13 protein-coding genes are annotated in these 13978 nt (G+C 63.8%); 6 read left to right on the forward strand and 7 right to left on the reverse strand.

Going from position 1 to position 13978, the window contains the following annotated elements; translation table 11 throughout:
* Nucleotides 1–108, forward strand: a 108-nt coding sequence (locus tag ACTHL0_RS06405; protein ID WP_440565821.1) for a spore coat protein U domain-containing protein, incomplete at its 5' end; no start/stop codon positions are given.
* Nucleotides 109–125: 17 nt separating this feature from the next.
* Here ACTHL0_RS06405 and iolB read toward each other — a convergent pair.
* The 7 genes from iolB to ACTHL0_RS06440 all read right to left on the reverse strand — a co-directional run bounded on the left by iolB (nt 126) and on the right by ACTHL0_RS06440 (nt 9145).
* Nucleotides 126–929: a 5-deoxy-glucuronate isomerase gene (gene iolB, locus ACTHL0_RS06410; protein ID WP_440565811.1), complete on the reverse strand. Its 804-nt coding sequence runs from the start codon at nt 927–929 to the stop codon at nt 126–128.
* Nucleotides 926–1849, reverse strand: a complete 924-nt coding sequence (iolE, locus tag ACTHL0_RS06415; RefSeq protein WP_440565812.1) for a myo-inosose-2 dehydratase — start codon at nt 1847–1849, stop codon at nt 926–928. The genes iolB and iolE overlap by 4 nt, the downstream gene beginning before the upstream one ends.
* Nucleotides 1850–1917: 68 nt before the next feature.
* Nucleotides 1918–3876 (reverse strand): 3D-(3,5/4)-trihydroxycyclohexane-1,2-dione acylhydrolase (decyclizing), encoded by a 1959-nt coding sequence (gene iolD, locus ACTHL0_RS06420; RefSeq protein WP_440565813.1) that lies wholly within the window; start codon nt 3874–3876, stop codon nt 1918–1920.
* Nucleotides 3876–5891, reverse strand: a complete 2016-nt coding sequence (locus ACTHL0_RS06425) for a bifunctional 5-dehydro-2-deoxygluconokinase/5-dehydro-2-deoxyphosphogluconate aldolase (RefSeq protein WP_440565814.1) — start codon at nt 5889–5891, stop codon at nt 3876–3878. Before ACTHL0_RS06425 ends, iolD begins: the two co-directional genes overlap by 1 nt.
* Nucleotides 5892–5932: 41 nt before the next feature.
* Nucleotides 5933–6748 carry an ATP-binding cassette domain-containing protein gene (locus ACTHL0_RS06430; protein WP_440565815.1) on the reverse strand — a complete coding sequence of 272 codons (816 nt, stop codon included), beginning with the start codon at nt 6746–6748 and terminating at the stop codon, nt 5933–5935.
* A 15-nt stretch (nt 6749–6763) separates the two neighbouring features.
* Nucleotides 6764–7924 carry an ABC transporter permease gene (locus ACTHL0_RS06435; protein ID WP_440565816.1) on the reverse strand — a complete coding sequence of 387 codons (1161 nt, stop codon included), beginning with the start codon at nt 7922–7924 and terminating at the stop codon, nt 6764–6766.
* Between the two features lie 162 nt (nt 7925–8086).
* Entirely contained in the window at nt 8087–9145 is a 1059-nt protein-coding gene (locus tag ACTHL0_RS06440) for a sugar ABC transporter substrate-binding protein (RefSeq protein ID WP_440565817.1), read from the reverse strand.
* Nucleotides 9146–9396: 251 nt separating this feature from the next.
* On the opposite strand from ACTHL0_RS06440, the gene ACTHL0_RS06445 reads away from it, so the two are divergent.
* The 5 genes from ACTHL0_RS06445 (at nt 9397) to ACTHL0_RS06465 (ending at nt 13873) form a co-directional block, all read left to right on the forward strand.
* Nucleotides 9397–10278, forward strand: a complete 882-nt coding sequence (locus tag ACTHL0_RS06445) for a MurR/RpiR family transcriptional regulator (protein ID WP_440565818.1) — start codon at nt 9397–9399, stop codon at nt 10276–10278.
* Entirely contained in the window at nt 10271–11284 is a 1014-nt protein-coding gene (gene iolG, locus ACTHL0_RS06450; RefSeq protein WP_440565819.1) for an inositol 2-dehydrogenase, read from the forward strand. Before ACTHL0_RS06445 ends, iolG begins: the two co-directional genes overlap by 8 nt.
* A gap of 152 nt (nt 11285–11436) precedes the next feature.
* Complete coding sequence (locus ACTHL0_RS06455; protein WP_440565822.1) at nt 11437–12483, forward strand: Gfo/Idh/MocA family oxidoreductase; 1047 nt, start codon at nt 11437–11439, stop codon at nt 12481–12483.
* 230 nt (nt 12484–12713) lie between these two features.
* Nucleotides 12714–12941, forward strand: a complete 228-nt coding sequence (locus ACTHL0_RS06460) for a sulfurtransferase TusA family protein (protein WP_440535067.1) — start codon at nt 12714–12716, stop codon at nt 12939–12941.
* Nucleotides 12942–13210: 269 nt separating this feature from the next.
* Complete coding sequence (locus ACTHL0_RS06465; RefSeq protein WP_440565820.1) at nt 13211–13873, forward strand: hypothetical protein; 663 nt, start codon at nt 13211–13213, stop codon at nt 13871–13873.
* The last annotated feature ends 105 nt before the right edge of the window (nt 13874–13978 follow it).

Below are 13978 nucleotides of genomic sequence, written 5' to 3' on the forward strand. Positions count from 1 at the left end.
GGCAGTGGGAACACGGACGCACTCATCTTATATGGGCACATTCCGGCGCAGACGACACCGCTGTCCGGTACCTATAGCGATACCGTCACCGCGACGATCAGCTTTTGAGGATCGCCGCGGTATTGTCAGCCTGCATCGCGTTTCGCGATCCAATCGTGCGCCGGGTCGTTATTTAAATGCCACACGCGTTGCGGGCCCGCCATGACGTTCAGATAGTACGAGTCGTATCCGTAAGGGACGACGACGGGGTGATAGCCGCGCGGCACCATCACGACGTCATGATCCTCAACGGCCAGCGATTCGTCGATATCGCGCGAATCGGTGTAGACCCGCTGGAACGCAAAGCCCTGCGAGGGATTGAGTCGATGGTAATACGTCTCTTCGAGCGCGCTTTCGAGCGGGATGTTGTTGGCGTCGTGCTTGTGCGGCGGGTAGCTGGACGAATGACCACTCGGCGTGCGTACCTCCACGACGAGCAGCGATTCGGCCGGCTCGGTTTGCGGAAGAATGTCGCATACATAGCGCGTGTTCGCGCCTTTGCCGCGGACGGAACGCTTCATCTGCGACGGCTCGATGAGGCGGGCCGGATGGCGGCCTTGCGCCGGCGCACTGGCTACGCCGAGCTCCGCATCGCGCTCCGCGCGCACGGTGGCTTGCACCTTCGGCGGTAGATAGAACGCATACGGGGCGGCATCCTCGAAGACGCTGTCGCGCGCGCCGAGGCTCGCATAGCGCGTCCCGTCCACCTCGATGGTGACCGCCCCCGACAGCACGACGATGCAAGATTCGCGGGCGTCCTCATGGACATACAGCACCTCCTCTCGCGCGAGGCGATAGGCGCAGAAGCCGACATAGCGCCATGCGGCCGTCTCCGGTGTCACGCGCGCGATGGTCATTCCCTCGCGCTGGGCTTTCACGAGCAAACTCATGCGGGCTCCTTTTCCGATGCGGTGGCCGCATCGACCAGCGAACGCAGCGTTCGATAGCCGAGCTGCGCATACTCGAAGCTCGGCGCGACGGCGGGATCCTGCTCGGCTTCGACGACGAGCCAGCCGCGATACCCGTGCCGCTTCAGCCCCGCGATGACGGCGGCGAAATCGACCGCACCGTCGCCGGGTACCGTGAACGCGCCGTTGATGACGGCTTCGAGGAAGCTCCAATCGCGATTGCGTGCGAGCTTCACGACCTCGGGGCGGACGTCCTTGCAATGCACATGGCAGATGCGCGGGGCGTAGGCGTCGAGCATGGCGAGCGGATCGCCGCCGGCGAACGTGATGTGGCCGGTGTCGAGCAACAGGCCCACCGCGTCGCCCGTGCGCTTCATCAAATTCTCGACGTCGGCCGGCGTTTCGACGTAGGCGCCCATGTGGTGGTGATAGGCCACACGCACACCGTGCGAAAGCGTGTATTGCGCGAAGCGATCGAGGCGTTGTGCGTATTCGTCCCACTGTGCTTCGGTGAAGAAGCGGGGACGCTGATACAGCGGCAGGGGCGAACCTTGGATCGTGTTCGCGACTTCGCCGTACACCATGACGTCCGCGCCGTTCTTCGCCAGCAGTTCGAGATGCGGGCCGACCGCTTCGATCTCCTCCTCGGCGCTGCGCTCGGCCAGGCGCCCCGAGTACCATCCGGAGACGAGCGCCAGATCGTATTGCGCGAGCAGCGCCTTCAGCGCGGCCGGTTCGCGCGGGAATTTGTTGCCGAGTTCGAATCCCTCGTAGCCGATCGCGCGGCCTTCGGTCAACGCGACGGATAGCGGCGTTTCTCCACCGAGCGCGGGCAGGTCGTCGTTCATCCACGCGAGCGGGTTGACGCCAATACGTACTTGAAGCACTTGAGAATCGGTCATGCTCTATTCCTTTGTTCGCATGAGGTTGCGAGGTCGATGTCGATATCGACCTCGCCGTTCACTGCATATCAGCTGGTTTGGCCATCCTGGCCTGCGCCGTGGCCACCGCGTTCGGCGAGCCGCGCTTCATAGGCCGCCCGCGCTTCGCGTACGGCCTCGCGTGTCGATACCTCGGGCACGGCCACTTCCCACCACCACCCGCCGTCGTCGGTCGTGCGGGCCGGATCCGTATCGATGACGATCACGGAGGTACGATCGGCAGCCCGTGCGCGCCCGAGCGCCGCTTCGAATCCGCCGATGTCGGCCGCGTGTTCGGCCAGCGCCCCAAGCGAGCGGGCGTGCGCGGCGAAATCGATCTGCGGCGCGCCGAGCGGGCCTTGCAGACAATCGTCGAGCAGGTTGTTGAACGGTGCGCCGCCGCACGCTTGCTGGAGGCGGTTGATGCAGCCGTAGCCGCGGTTATCGAGCACGACGACGATGAGCTTGGCGCCGACCATGACCGAGGTCGCGATCTCGCTGTTCATCATCAAATAGCTGCCGTCGCCCACGAACACGATGACTTCGCGCTCGGGCCGCGCGAGCTTGGCGCCGAGGCCGCCCGCGATCTCATAGCCCATGCACGAATAGCCGTACTCGACGTGATAGCCGCCGGGCCGTCCCGCGCGCCAGAGCTTATGCAGTTCGGCCGGCAAGGTGCCCGCCGCGCAGACAGCGATGTCGTCTTGCGCGGAGCGTGCGCTCGAACGCTGCACGGCGCCGATGACGTCAGCGTCGTAGGGCAGGGTGCCCGGCTGGGGCGTGGCGTTCGTGCGGGCCGTAACCGTATCGCGCCACGCTTGGCATAGCGTGCGTGCACGCTCGCTCCAGGCGGGGCTCGCCTGCCAATCGCCGAGCTGTTCGTCGAGTGCATTGAGTGCGGTGCACGCATCGGCGAGGACGGTTGCCGCGCCGTGCTTGAGCGCGTCGAACGCATTGGCGTTGATCCCGATGACCTGCGCTTGCGCGAACAACGTGTTCGAGCCGGTCGTGAAGTCTTGCAAACGCGTGCCGACGGCAATCACGCAATCGGCCTCGTGGGCGAGCGTGTTCGCCGCGCTGGAGCCCGTCACGCCGATCGCGCCCGCATTGAGGGGATCGTCCCAGGCGAGCGCCCCCTTGCCGGCTTGCGTCTCGCCCACGGCGATGCCATGCCGCCGCGCGAATGCCCGCAGGGCATCCGTGCCGCCGCGGCTATACAGCACACCGCCGCCGGCGACGATCATCGGCCGCGACGCGCGGCGCAGCATCTCGAGCGCGGCGTCGAGCTCGTCGACGCAGGGTGCGGGCGCATGAAAGCGCACCACGCGCGGCTCGAAAAACGCCCGAGGGTAATCGTAGGCCATCGCTTGCACATCCTGCGGCAGCGCAAGCGTGACAGGGCCGGCCTGTGCTGCATCGGTCAGCACCCGCATCGCGCGTGGCAATGCATTCAGCAACTGTGCCGGATGCACGATGCGGTCGAAGTAGCGGGACACGGGTTTAAGCGTGTCGTTCGCGGACACGCCGCCGTCCTGGCCATCTTCGACTTGCTGAAGAACCGGATCGGGGGCGCGCGAAACGAAGATATCGCCCGGCAACAGCAGGACCGGCAAGCGATTGACGTGGGCTAGCGCCGCGGCGGTGACGAGATTGGTCGCGCCGGGGCCAATCGACGTCGTGACCGCCATCATGCGGCGCCGGAAGTGGGCCTTGGCATACGCGATCGCGCTGTGCGCCATCGCTTGCTCGTTATGGGCGCGATACGTGGGCAGCGCGTCGCGGTGCTGGTACAGCGCTTCGCCGAGGCCCGCGACGTTGCCGTGGCCGAAGATCGCGAAGACGCCGCCGAATAGCGGCACCGTGGACACACCGTCATCGTCGAGCACCCGTTGCGCGGCCAGGTAGCGCACGAGCGCTTGCGCGGCCGTCAGCCGGATCGTCGGAGAGGGTGTCTCGCTGCCCTCAGCGGTCACGGCGTCCGCCGTTGTTGCCGCATGTCTCACGTTCATCACGCTGCCTCCCGCCGCGTTGTTGCATGCGGTGTGGCGGCACCGGCCTGCGTACGCGCCTCGCGCCACGCGCGGATCAACGTCTCGAACGTGGCTCTTACGCTCGAGACGAGCGCGGCATCGTCGATATCGCCCGCGAGCCAAGCGCGGCTCGGCTCGTAAAAGATCGTACGGCCGACCGTGAAGCCCTTGCACGTATGGGAAACAGCAGCCGCACGAAAGCCTTCGCTGAGTACGTCGACACCGGCCGACAAGCCCAGCAGCACGACGCCGCGGCAATACGGGTCGCGTTCGGCGATGAGCGCATCGATCGCTTGCCATTGCTCGGCGGCCGGCGGTGCCAGCTTCCACCACTCCGGCTGGATGCCGAGGTTATAGAGCCGCTTGAGCGCGCGAAACACGGTATCGGGCGCCGAGGACAACGTATCGCGTTTCGGCGGAATCACTTCGAGCAGCAGTTCGTGTCCGCTCGCCTGCACGGCATCGTAGAGCGCCCGCAACTGCGCTTCCTGCTCTACGCGTTCTTCGATCGGGGCGTCAGGATGATATTGGACCAGGCACTTGACGACGTGCTCTCGGGGCCATGCGACAAGCGCCGTGCCCACCGAGCGTCCGTGCTGGAACACGAGCGGCAGCGAGCCCGGCAGCTCGACCGGCCGGCCGACCCACCAGCCGCGGCCCGTGGCGGCGTTCAGGGCGTCCTGCCCGTAACGATCGTCGATGAGCACGCCGATGCGCCCCTGCAGCGAGAGCGCCTGCTCGGTCTGCGCAACGGCTTGCACGAACAGCTGCTTGAGCGCGGCGACGCGCGTTTCGCTCGCGCCCGTTTGCTGCGTGAGTTCGAAGAACTGATTGCGATGATCGAACGCGAAGCCTAGTACTTCGTCATGCACCGGCCGTTTCACGCTGACGCGATGCAGCCGCGCCAGCCGTGTATCGAGATCCGGGCGGCGCATCTTGACCGGGTCCCGCGCCAGGGCATCGCGCAGGTAGTCCAACTCGGCCGGCGTGGGCATGGCCGGGGCGCAGCCGTGCCGCGAGACCACAAGCGCGCCGCACAGATTCGCCGTGTTGGCGCACTGCGCCAGCGGCGCATCGCGCAGCCATTCGGAGAGAAAGCCGGAGGCGAATGCATCGCCGGCACCGAGCACGTTCAACACTTCCACTTCCATGCCATGCTCGGTGGGGGCATCGTCGATCGACGCCGGCACTTTGCCTTCGATGATCGTGCAGCCGAGCGGGCCGCGTTTGACGACGAGCGTGGCCGGTGTGACGGCGCGCACCATCGCGAGGGCGTCGATCAGTTCATGCTTGCCGCCGGCGATGCGGAATTCCTCCTCGGTGCCGATGACGAGATCGAACAGCGGCAGGATCCGTTGCAGATGTGCGGTGACGCTTTCGTCGGCGATAAAGCGCGTCTCGCCGTCGGCCTTGCCCGTGAGGCCCCAGAGTACGGGCCGGTAATCGATATCGAGCACAGTGCGAACTTGGTTGCGCCGCGCATATTCGAGGGCGCGGCGGCTCGCCCGGTTCACGCGCTCCGTCGAAAAGTGCGTGCCGGTGATGAGCAGCGCCTTGCTCGATGCGATGAAGGCTTCGTCGAAGTCGCTTTCTTCGATCGCCATATCGGCACAGTTCTCGCGATGGAAAATCAGCGGGAATGTGTCGCGATCCTTGATCCCGAGCAGCACGAGTGCGGTCAGCCGCTCCGCATCGATGCGCGTATGGCTCACGTCGCAGCCTTCGCGTTCGAGCGTTTCGGTCAGGAAGCGGCCCATGTGATCGTTGCCGACGCGCGAGAGCATGGCGGAGGCGAGCCCGAGGCGGGCGCAGCCGAACGCGATATTGGCCGAGGAGCCGCCGAGATATTTGGCGAAGCTCGAAACGTCCTCCAACCGTGCGCCGATTTGCTGCGCGTAGAGATCGACGGCGAGACGGCCGAGGCAAATGATGTCGCGCGTGCGGCCAGGCGCGAAGCGGCTGGCGGTCATGTTCGAAGTGGGAGAGGCTGCCATTGAAGGAAATCCTGAGTGAGCGATGAGCGTCGTGAATCGCGTTAGATCGTTGCGCCGTCGAGCTCGGCGATCATTTTCTGCATTTCCGCGCCGCCGGCCATCATGTCGAGAACGGCTTCCTTGCTGATCGTGTCTTTCGTGAACGTACCCATCGAGCGGCCGCGATTGAGTAGCGTGAACGAATCGCCGATCGGGTAGGCGTGGTGCACGTTGTGCGTGATGAAGATGACGGAGATGCCGCGCTCGCGCGCCTTGTGAATGAGCTTGAGCACGTTGAAACTTTGCTTGACGCCAAGCGCGGCCGTGGGCTCGTCCAGAATCAGCACGCGGGCGCCGAAGTGAATGGCGCGCGCAATCGCGAGGCACTGACGTTCGCCGCCCGACATGGTGCCGATCGGCTGATGTGCGTCGCGTACGTGGATGCCCATTTCCGCGAGTTTCTCGCGCGCCGTCGTGGCCGCCGTCTCGATGTCCATCACGTTGATCAGCCCGAACAACTTCTTGTTCGGCTCGCGGCCCATGAAGAAGTTGCGGGCGACCGACAGCAGCGGCACGAGCGCGAGATCCTGATAAACGGTGGCGATCCCGAGATCGAGCGCGTCCTTGGGCGAGCCGAATTGCACGGGCTGGCCGTCGACGAGGTACTGGCCTTCGCTCGGTGGATGGACGCCGGCGAGCGTCTTGATCAACGTCGACTTGCCGGCGCCGTTGTCGCCGAGCAGGCAATGCACCTCACCGCGCCGCAGGCGCAGCGTGACGTCTTTGAGCGCGATCACGGTGCCGAAGTAGCGGCTGACGTTTTCGAGCGCGAGGATGGTGTCGGCGCCTTGATCTTGATTGGGGGTAATCGTCGTCATCGTTTCCTCCGTCGGTCAACGCGATTGCGCGACACGGCTGCGCACATAGTGGTTGAAGAGCACCGCGAACAGCAGCATGAGGCCGAGGAAAACGCGGAACCAGTCAGAGTCGATGCTCGTGTATGTGATGCCTATCTGCACGACACCGAAGATCAGCGAGCCGAAGCAGGCACCCACGACGGATCCGTAGCCGCCCGTGAGCAGCGTGCCGCCGATGACGGCCGCGATGATCGCTTCGAATTCCTTTTGCAGGCCGCGATCGGCGGCGGCCGAGCCGATATCGCACACTTGAAGCACGGCGAACAGGCACGCGCAGAAAGCAGTGAGCACAAACAGGCGGATCTTCACGCGGCGCACCGGCACGCCAACGTTCTTGGCGGCATTGGCATCGCCGCCAACGGCGAAGATCCAATTGCCGAAGCGGGTCTTGGCCAGCGTGAACGCACAGACGATGGCCAGGGCGATCCACCAGACGATGACCTTCGGCACGCCGGGCACGAGCGGTTCACCCGAGTCGAGCAGCTTGACGAGGCCGAGATGGCCGAGCCAGCGGAACAGGCCATGGAACGCCACGCCTTGGAACAAGGCATGAGCGAGGCCGCTTTGAGCCGCGACGTCGCCCACGCCCGAGATGATCGTACGATCGGCGAACATGACCGAGAGTGCCAGCGTCAACCCGCGCAGGATGAACATGAACGCGAGCGTGACGATGAAAGAGGGCAGCTTCGTGCGCATGACGAGGTAGCCGTTGAGCGCGCCGAGCAGCATCGAACCCACGAACGCGAAGACGATCGCCAATTCGATGGGCCAGTGGAAATACATCGTCGGCAGCGCGACCATCATGCCCGCGAAGCCGATCATCGAACCGATCGAGAGGTCGAACTCGCCGGCGATCATCAGCACGCAGGCACCGACGGAGATCAAGCCCAGATAGGCTGCGACCTGCGACCAATTCATGATGCCGTCGAGATTGAACATGCCGGAATTGCCGGCGCCGATCGCGAAGACGAGGAACACCATGACGGTGCCCGCGAGCGAAGCGAACTCGGGGCGGGAAAGGAAATGCTTGAGCCGCGATTCGCGGCGCACGCGCTCGTCGAGCGAACCGCCGGTGCCGGGCTGAGTGGGCGGTTCCTGTTTGCGGATGTTGGCGTGGAAGTGATCGGCGACGCCCATCGAATGTCTCCTTCGGTCGGGCGGTTCGAGCCGCCAGGGGAAGAGGGCTCGAACCGCGCGGTCAGGCTGAATGACTGGATTGCTGAGGCCGCTCGTCTGGCGTTATCGCTGTGGCTATCGCTGCAGCGATACCTTCGGGCGAGCGGTGGTTGCCCGCAAGAATCAGCGGTACTGCCCCGCGTATTTCACGACTTTCTCCACATTGGCCTTGCTGATGAAGCCAGGGCCGGACAGGATCGTATCGGGCTGATAAACGGGTTGGAGCCCGTATGTTTCCAGACGCTTTTGGAACTTGGGATTCGCTTGCAGCGCCTTTTCGATTTTCAGCGGATCGGTCGTGTGGTCGTGCTTCACGACCGCCAGCACGGCGACGGCCAAATAGCCTTGCAGATACGGCTGCTGATCGATCGCGAACTGGATCGTGCCGTCCTTGATCGCAGCGGCGATGTCGTTGTCGAAATCGAACGTCGCGAACCAGATTTTGCCGGCCAGGCCCATGTCCTTCAGCGCGCGAATCGTCGGATCGGCGGAGAGCGGCCCGAGTGCGAGGACGGCGCCCGTGTTCGAGTGATTCCGCAGATAGGCTTCCACCTTCGATTTCACGCCGTTCGGATCCTGGCCGGCATCGAGCGTCGACGATTTGAAATCGACGCCCAGGGCTTCGGCGAAACCGCGGCAGCGTTCGAAGGAAGCCGGATTCGTCGCGTAGTGATTCACGCACAGGAACGACTTGATGCCCGCCGCCTTGGCCTTCTCGCCGGCCGCGTGGCCCGCGACGTATTCAGGCTGGCCGATGTGCATGATCGCGCCGAGCTGCTTGCTCTGCTCCAGCGTGCCCGAGTTGATGGTCACGAGCGGAATTTTCTTGTCGGTGACTTTCTTGATTGAGCTCTTGAGCACATCGAAATCGGCGACCGTCGTGGCGACGCCGTCGTAGTTACGCGCCGCCGCCTGCTCGATGAGGCGCGCCATGTCGGACAAATCGCCGTTCGGCGGGTTGCGGTAGTCGGTCTCGACGTTGAAATCCTCATCCGCCTGCTTGATCGCGTTCTTGATCGTGTTCCACCAGGAATCGGAATCGGGGGCGTGGCTGATCAGCACGAAGTGAGCGTCGGCGGCGTGGGCCGACGAGACAGCGAACGGACCGAACGCGAATGCCAGCGCGGAAGTGAAGGTCGCGGCGAACGTTCTCAAAGCGGCCTTGCGGGTGCCAAGTCTCATTTGTCTCCACCTATTTCGAAGTTATGTCGTTAGGAGCGGCGACGGGACCGACCAGCGCCGCTCACGAAACAGAGTAGGCGAACTTTCCTGCGATTGCAAAGAAAATTTCATTGCAATGAAAAATGGAAAATTCGTTCCATTTTGCTCCGGGCCTGCCTATAATCGGCATCGTCGGGACGCGCGTGCGTCACCTAGGGAAAGCCTGTAGGCGAGGCTGGACGCGGCGATCCGCTTAGACAAGGACAAGAGTCATGCAGGAAGACACCACCGACGAGCTGCCGAGCGTCGACGAACTGATGCAGCGCGTCGCCGAGACGTACGATTCGCTGCCGCGGCAACTGAAGAGCGTGGCTGCGTACCTCGAGCAGCACCGTTCGAGCGTGATGGTGGACCGCACGAGCGATATCGCCGCGAGTTGCGGCGTGCATCCGTCGGCGGTCGTGCGTTTCGCGCAGCGTTTCGGGTTTTCCGGGTTTTCGGACCTGCAGGAAGTCTTCAAGCAGGCGTATGCCGGGCAAAGCCCGTCGGGGCAGACCTACAAGCAGCGCATCCGCAAGTTGATCGACGAAAAGCCGGGGCGTCTCTCGGGCGGCAATGTTGCGCGCGAATTCGTCGCCGCCTGCCGCAACGGCCTCGACGAACTGGAAGCCACGCTGGACGACGAGCAATTCGAGGCGGCCGTCTCGATGCTCCAGCATGCGGAAAACATCTACGTCATCGGCGTGCGCCGCTCCTTCGCAGTGGCGAGCTACATCGTTTATGCGCTGCAGCACACGGCCAAGCGTGTCCATCTGATTTCGGGTTTCGGCGGCATGTTCCGCGAGCAGATTCGCAGCGTGAAAAAGGGCGACGTCGTGATCGCCATCAGCTTCGAGCCGTACGGACGCGAGACGCAGTACTGCCTGCGCATCGCCCATCATCATCAAGCGCAGACGCTGATCATTACTGACAGCCGTCTGTCGCCGCTCGCGCGCTATGCGAGTGCTCAGTTGTTTGTGAAGGAAGGCAGCGCGTTTGCGTTTCGCGCGCTGACAAGCACGATTTGCTTGTGCCAGGCGCTGTTCGTCGCGCTTGCGTACCGGCTCGAGTTGAACGTTGAAGAATCCAAGGACACCGGAGGATACGATGACTAGTAGCAGTAGCGGCACGATCGACGTGGCACTGTTCGGCGCGGGCCGCATCGGCCGCATTCACGCGGGCAACCTCGCGCGCCATCCCGGCGCGCGGCTCAAGTATGTCGTCGACGTCAATCGCGTCGCGGCGGCGGAGCTGGCCGCGCAATACGGCGCGACGGTGGTCGACGCCGAGGTGGCGCTGGCCGACGCAGCGGTGGGCGCGAGCGTGATTTGCTCGAGTACGGATACGCACGCCGATCTCATTGAACGCTCGGCCGCGCGCGGTAAGCATATCTTCTGCGAAAAGCCTGTCGATCTGGAACTCGAGCGCGCGCGGGCGTGCGCGCGTGCCGTTGAGGCGGCGGGCGTGGTTTGCATGATTGGTTTTCAACGCCGGTTCGATCCGACGTTTGCCGCCGTCAAGGCGCGCATCGAGGCGGGCGAGATCGGCACGCCGGAAATGCTTGTCGTCACGAGCCGCGATCCCGGGGCGCCGCCCGTGGATTACATCCGCCGCTCGGGAGGCATTTTCAAGGACATGTTGATTCACGATTTCGACGTTTTCCGCTGGATTCTCGACGACGAAGCGGTGACGGTGCATGCGAACGGGAGCTGTCTGACGGATCCCACGATCGCTGACGCCGGGGATGCCGATTCGACAGCCGTGACAATTCGCACGAAGCGTGGCCGTCTGTGCCAGATCAATACGACACGCCGTGCGGCATATGGCTATGACCAGCGCTTCGAAGTGCTCGGCAGCGCCGGCATGCTGCAAGCGGGCAACGTGCGGCCGACGGAAGTCGTTGCGTATTCGGCGAACGCGGTGTCGAGCGACGTTCCCGAGGCGTTTTTCCTGGAACGCTATCGCGCCGCTTATGCGAACGAGATCGCGCACTTCTTCGATGCGGTCACGCAAGGCGCGCCCGTGCGCACGACGATTGCGGATGGCGTGAAGGCGCTGGAATTGGCCGAAGCAGCGACACGGTCGTGGCGCGAGGGCCGGGTGGTGAACATGGGCGAGTAGGCCAGCGGTCCAACGCGCATCGGGGCATCACCGATGGGCCGGATGCGCCCCATTGAGATCCGCCGGAACGGTGAATGCGGTTCAAGCGGCGATGGCCGGAACGACTGACGCATTCAAAGACGACAGCGGCAAGGAGCGAGACAGTGACGACGATGGCGAAGCGCGGGCCGGTGAAGATCGGCATCGCGGGATTGGGCCGCTTAGGCAAGCGGCATGCGACGAACTTGGCCTACCGTGTGCCGGGTGCGGTGTTGGCGGCGGCCTGTAGTCCTGTCGACGAAGAACTCGATTGGGCTCGGGAGACGTTGCCTGAGCCTCGGCTGTATTCGGACTACGAAGGTTTGCTCGCCGATCGCGAGATCGATGCGATTTGGCTCGTCACGCCTTCGTCGCTGCACGCGGAGCAAATCGTGGCGGCATTGCGCGCGGGCAAGCATGTGTTCTGCGAGAAGCCGCTATCGCTGGATGTGGCCGAATGCGAACGCGTGCTCGATGTGGCGCGCGAATATCCGCACCTGGAGGCGACGATCGGCTTCATGCGCCGCTTCGATCCGAGCTACCGCGATGCGTACGAGAAGGCGATGGCAGGCAAGATTGGGCGGCCTTTTATGGTGCGTTCGCAAACGACCGACCAGAATGACCCGGATGGTTTCTTCGTCCGTTTTGCGCCGACCTCCGGCGGTATCTTTCTCGATTGCACGGTGCACGATATCGACGTCGCACGTTGGTTCTTCGGCGGCGCGCGGGCCACGCGTGCATTCGCGACGGGGACGATCGCGCTGCATGAAGGGTTGCGCGAGTTCGGCGATGTCGATAACGGCGTGGGTGTCGTTGAGTTCGAGGGCGGGCGGTTGGCTGTGTTTTATGCCTCGCGCACGATGGCGCATGGCAACGATACGCAAAGCGAAGTAATCGGCACGGGCGGTGCGCTGGCGATCGGCCACAATCCGCGCAAGCACCGCGTGGAGATTTACGAAGCGGGCGGGGTGCGCAGCGAGAGCACGCCGACGTTCTTCGATCGGTTCGAGGATGCGTTTCTGCACGAGGCGCAGGCATTCGTGCAGGCGGTGGCGGCGCGCTTGGCGGGCCGCGAACCTGAAGCCGAGGCCGGGGCCACGCTGGCCGATGCGCTCGAAGCGACACGCATCGGCAAGGCGCTACGCGAGGCGTGCGCGAGCGGGGTGCCGGTTGCGCTGTAGGCCGCGGAAGCCGCCTCGCTCGCGCAGCGAGGCCCGGCCATTGCGTCTGCACCATGCGTCGGCAGTCATGCTGAGCAGGCGTGGCTCTCTCGCCGGTGCCCGTGACTCAGGCGAACTAAGCAGGCCGTGAGGTAAAATTTGTTATTTGCCTCTTGGCGGCTGGGCGTGGCGCATTCCGACGAGTGCCGCTCGAGCGTGCTTGAGGCGCTTCACGGAAAGGCCGATTGTCGATGGAAATTCATAAGGAAGTCGATGCACGCGGATTGACCTGTCCGCTGCCGATTTTGCGCGCGAAGAAGGCGCTGGCCGATATGCAAAGCGGCCAAATCCTAAAGGTGCTGGCGACGGATCCGGGGTCACAACGAGACTTCGCCGCATTCGCCAAGCAAACGGGCAACGAAATCGTCGAAAGTTCGACGCAGGATAAGACGTTCGTTTTTTTGATGCGTCGCCGCTAGGCGCGCGCTTTTCCCTTACGCCTCCTCTCCCCATGACGCGCGCGGTGCATCGGCACAGCGCGTATTCCTCTTGCCGTTGCTCCCCAAACGCGCGCTCAAGAACACTGTGCAGATGTCGTAAACAGACGTGTGCACGGGTGCGCCATGCGTCGATCGTTCGCGAGTCGGCTTTTGATGATGCGATCGCGTGACTGTGCGCAGCCGGACACCGTTTCGGGGATCGCTGTGAAGCGGCGTTCGGCTTCGATCAATCACAAGGACAAGAGAAAATGAAGCATTGGATTGGCGCTGTGGCCGCGGGGATTGCGCTGGCGGCGGGCTCGTCGGCGCATGCGCAAGTATCGCAGGAGGTTTACGGACAGGTCGGCACGGAAGGCATCGGCATCGGCTACGGTCACGTCCTCGGTTCGATGGTGAATGCGCGAGTCGAATTTAACGGCTTTTCGCTTTCGCATACCTTCACGGCCGGCAACATCAACTACGACGCGAAGCTGAACCTTTACCACGGCGGCCTTTACGCCGATTTCTTCCCGGCCCCGAACTATGTGCCGTTCCGTCTCACTGCTGGATTGCTGATCGGCGGCGACAACATCGACGCGACCGCTACCGCAGCATCGGGCACCTACACGATCAACGGCACGACGTATTCGTCGTTGGGCCAGACGATTCATGCCAAGGCTAAGTATCCGGCTGTGCGGCCGTATCTCGGCATCGGTTTCGGTCACTCGCCGCATGCGACTCGCGGTTGGGGCATGTTCTTCGATGCGGGCGTCGCGTACGGCCGTCCGCATCTTGACTACGACGTGCCGGCTGCGATCGTGGCGGAGGCGGGGCAGGCGAACGTCAATGCCGAAGAACAGCAGCTGCAAAGCAAGGTGGATCGCTTTCGCTTCTATCCGATAGTGAAGATCGGAGCGACCTATCGCTTTTAATCGCTGCTTGCCGCGCGCCGGCGATAGGACCCGGCTGAATCAAAAGAGCTACAGCGCGTCGTGGCTGTAGCTGTTGAGGCTTCTTGAAAAGGTAACGATCGAGCG

Source organism: Trinickia sp. (assembly GCF_051961175.1).
GTDB lineage: Bacteria > Pseudomonadota > Gammaproteobacteria > Burkholderiales > Burkholderiaceae > Trinickia.

What these genes read in the sequence shown, in the direction of transcription:
- iolB (WP_440565811.1), bottom strand. Translation starts at nt 929, where the DNA reads ATGAGTTTGCTCGTGAAAGCCCAGCGCGAGGGAATGACCATCGCGCGC.
- iolE (WP_440565812.1), bottom strand. Translation starts at nt 1,849, where the DNA reads ATGACCGATTCTCAAGTGCTTCAAGTACGTATTGGCGTCAACCCGCTC.
- iolD (WP_440565813.1), bottom strand. Translation starts at nt 3,876, where the DNA reads ATGAACGTGAGACATGCGGCAACAACGGCGGACGCCGTGACCGCTGAG.
- ACTHL0_RS06425 (WP_440565814.1), bottom strand. Translation starts at nt 5,891, where the DNA reads ATGGCAGCCTCTCCCACTTCGAACATGACCGCCAGCCGCTTCGCGCCT.
- ACTHL0_RS06430 (WP_440565815.1), bottom strand. Translation starts at nt 6,748, where the DNA reads ATGACGACGATTACCCCCAATCAAGATCAAGGCGCCGACACCATCCTC.
- ACTHL0_RS06435 (WP_440565816.1), bottom strand. Translation starts at nt 7,924, where the DNA reads ATGGGCGTCGCCGATCACTTCCACGCCAACATCCGCAAACAGGAACCG.
- ACTHL0_RS06440 (WP_440565817.1), bottom strand. Translation starts at nt 9,145, where the DNA reads ATGAGACTTGGCACCCGCAAGGCCGCTTTGAGAACGTTCGCCGCGACC.
- ACTHL0_RS06445 (WP_440565818.1), top strand. Translation starts at nt 9,397, where the DNA reads ATGCAGGAAGACACCACCGACGAGCTGCCGAGCGTCGACGAACTGATG.
- iolG (WP_440565819.1), top strand. Translation starts at nt 10,271, where the DNA reads ATGACTAGTAGCAGTAGCGGCACGATCGACGTGGCACTGTTCGGCGCG.
- ACTHL0_RS06455 (WP_440565822.1), top strand. Translation starts at nt 11,437, where the DNA reads ATGGCGAAGCGCGGGCCGGTGAAGATCGGCATCGCGGGATTGGGCCGC.
- ACTHL0_RS06460 (WP_440535067.1), top strand. Translation starts at nt 12,714, where the DNA reads ATGGAAATTCATAAGGAAGTCGATGCACGCGGATTGACCTGTCCGCTG.
- ACTHL0_RS06465 (WP_440565820.1), top strand. Translation starts at nt 13,211, where the DNA reads ATGAAGCATTGGATTGGCGCTGTGGCCGCGGGGATTGCGCTGGCGGCG.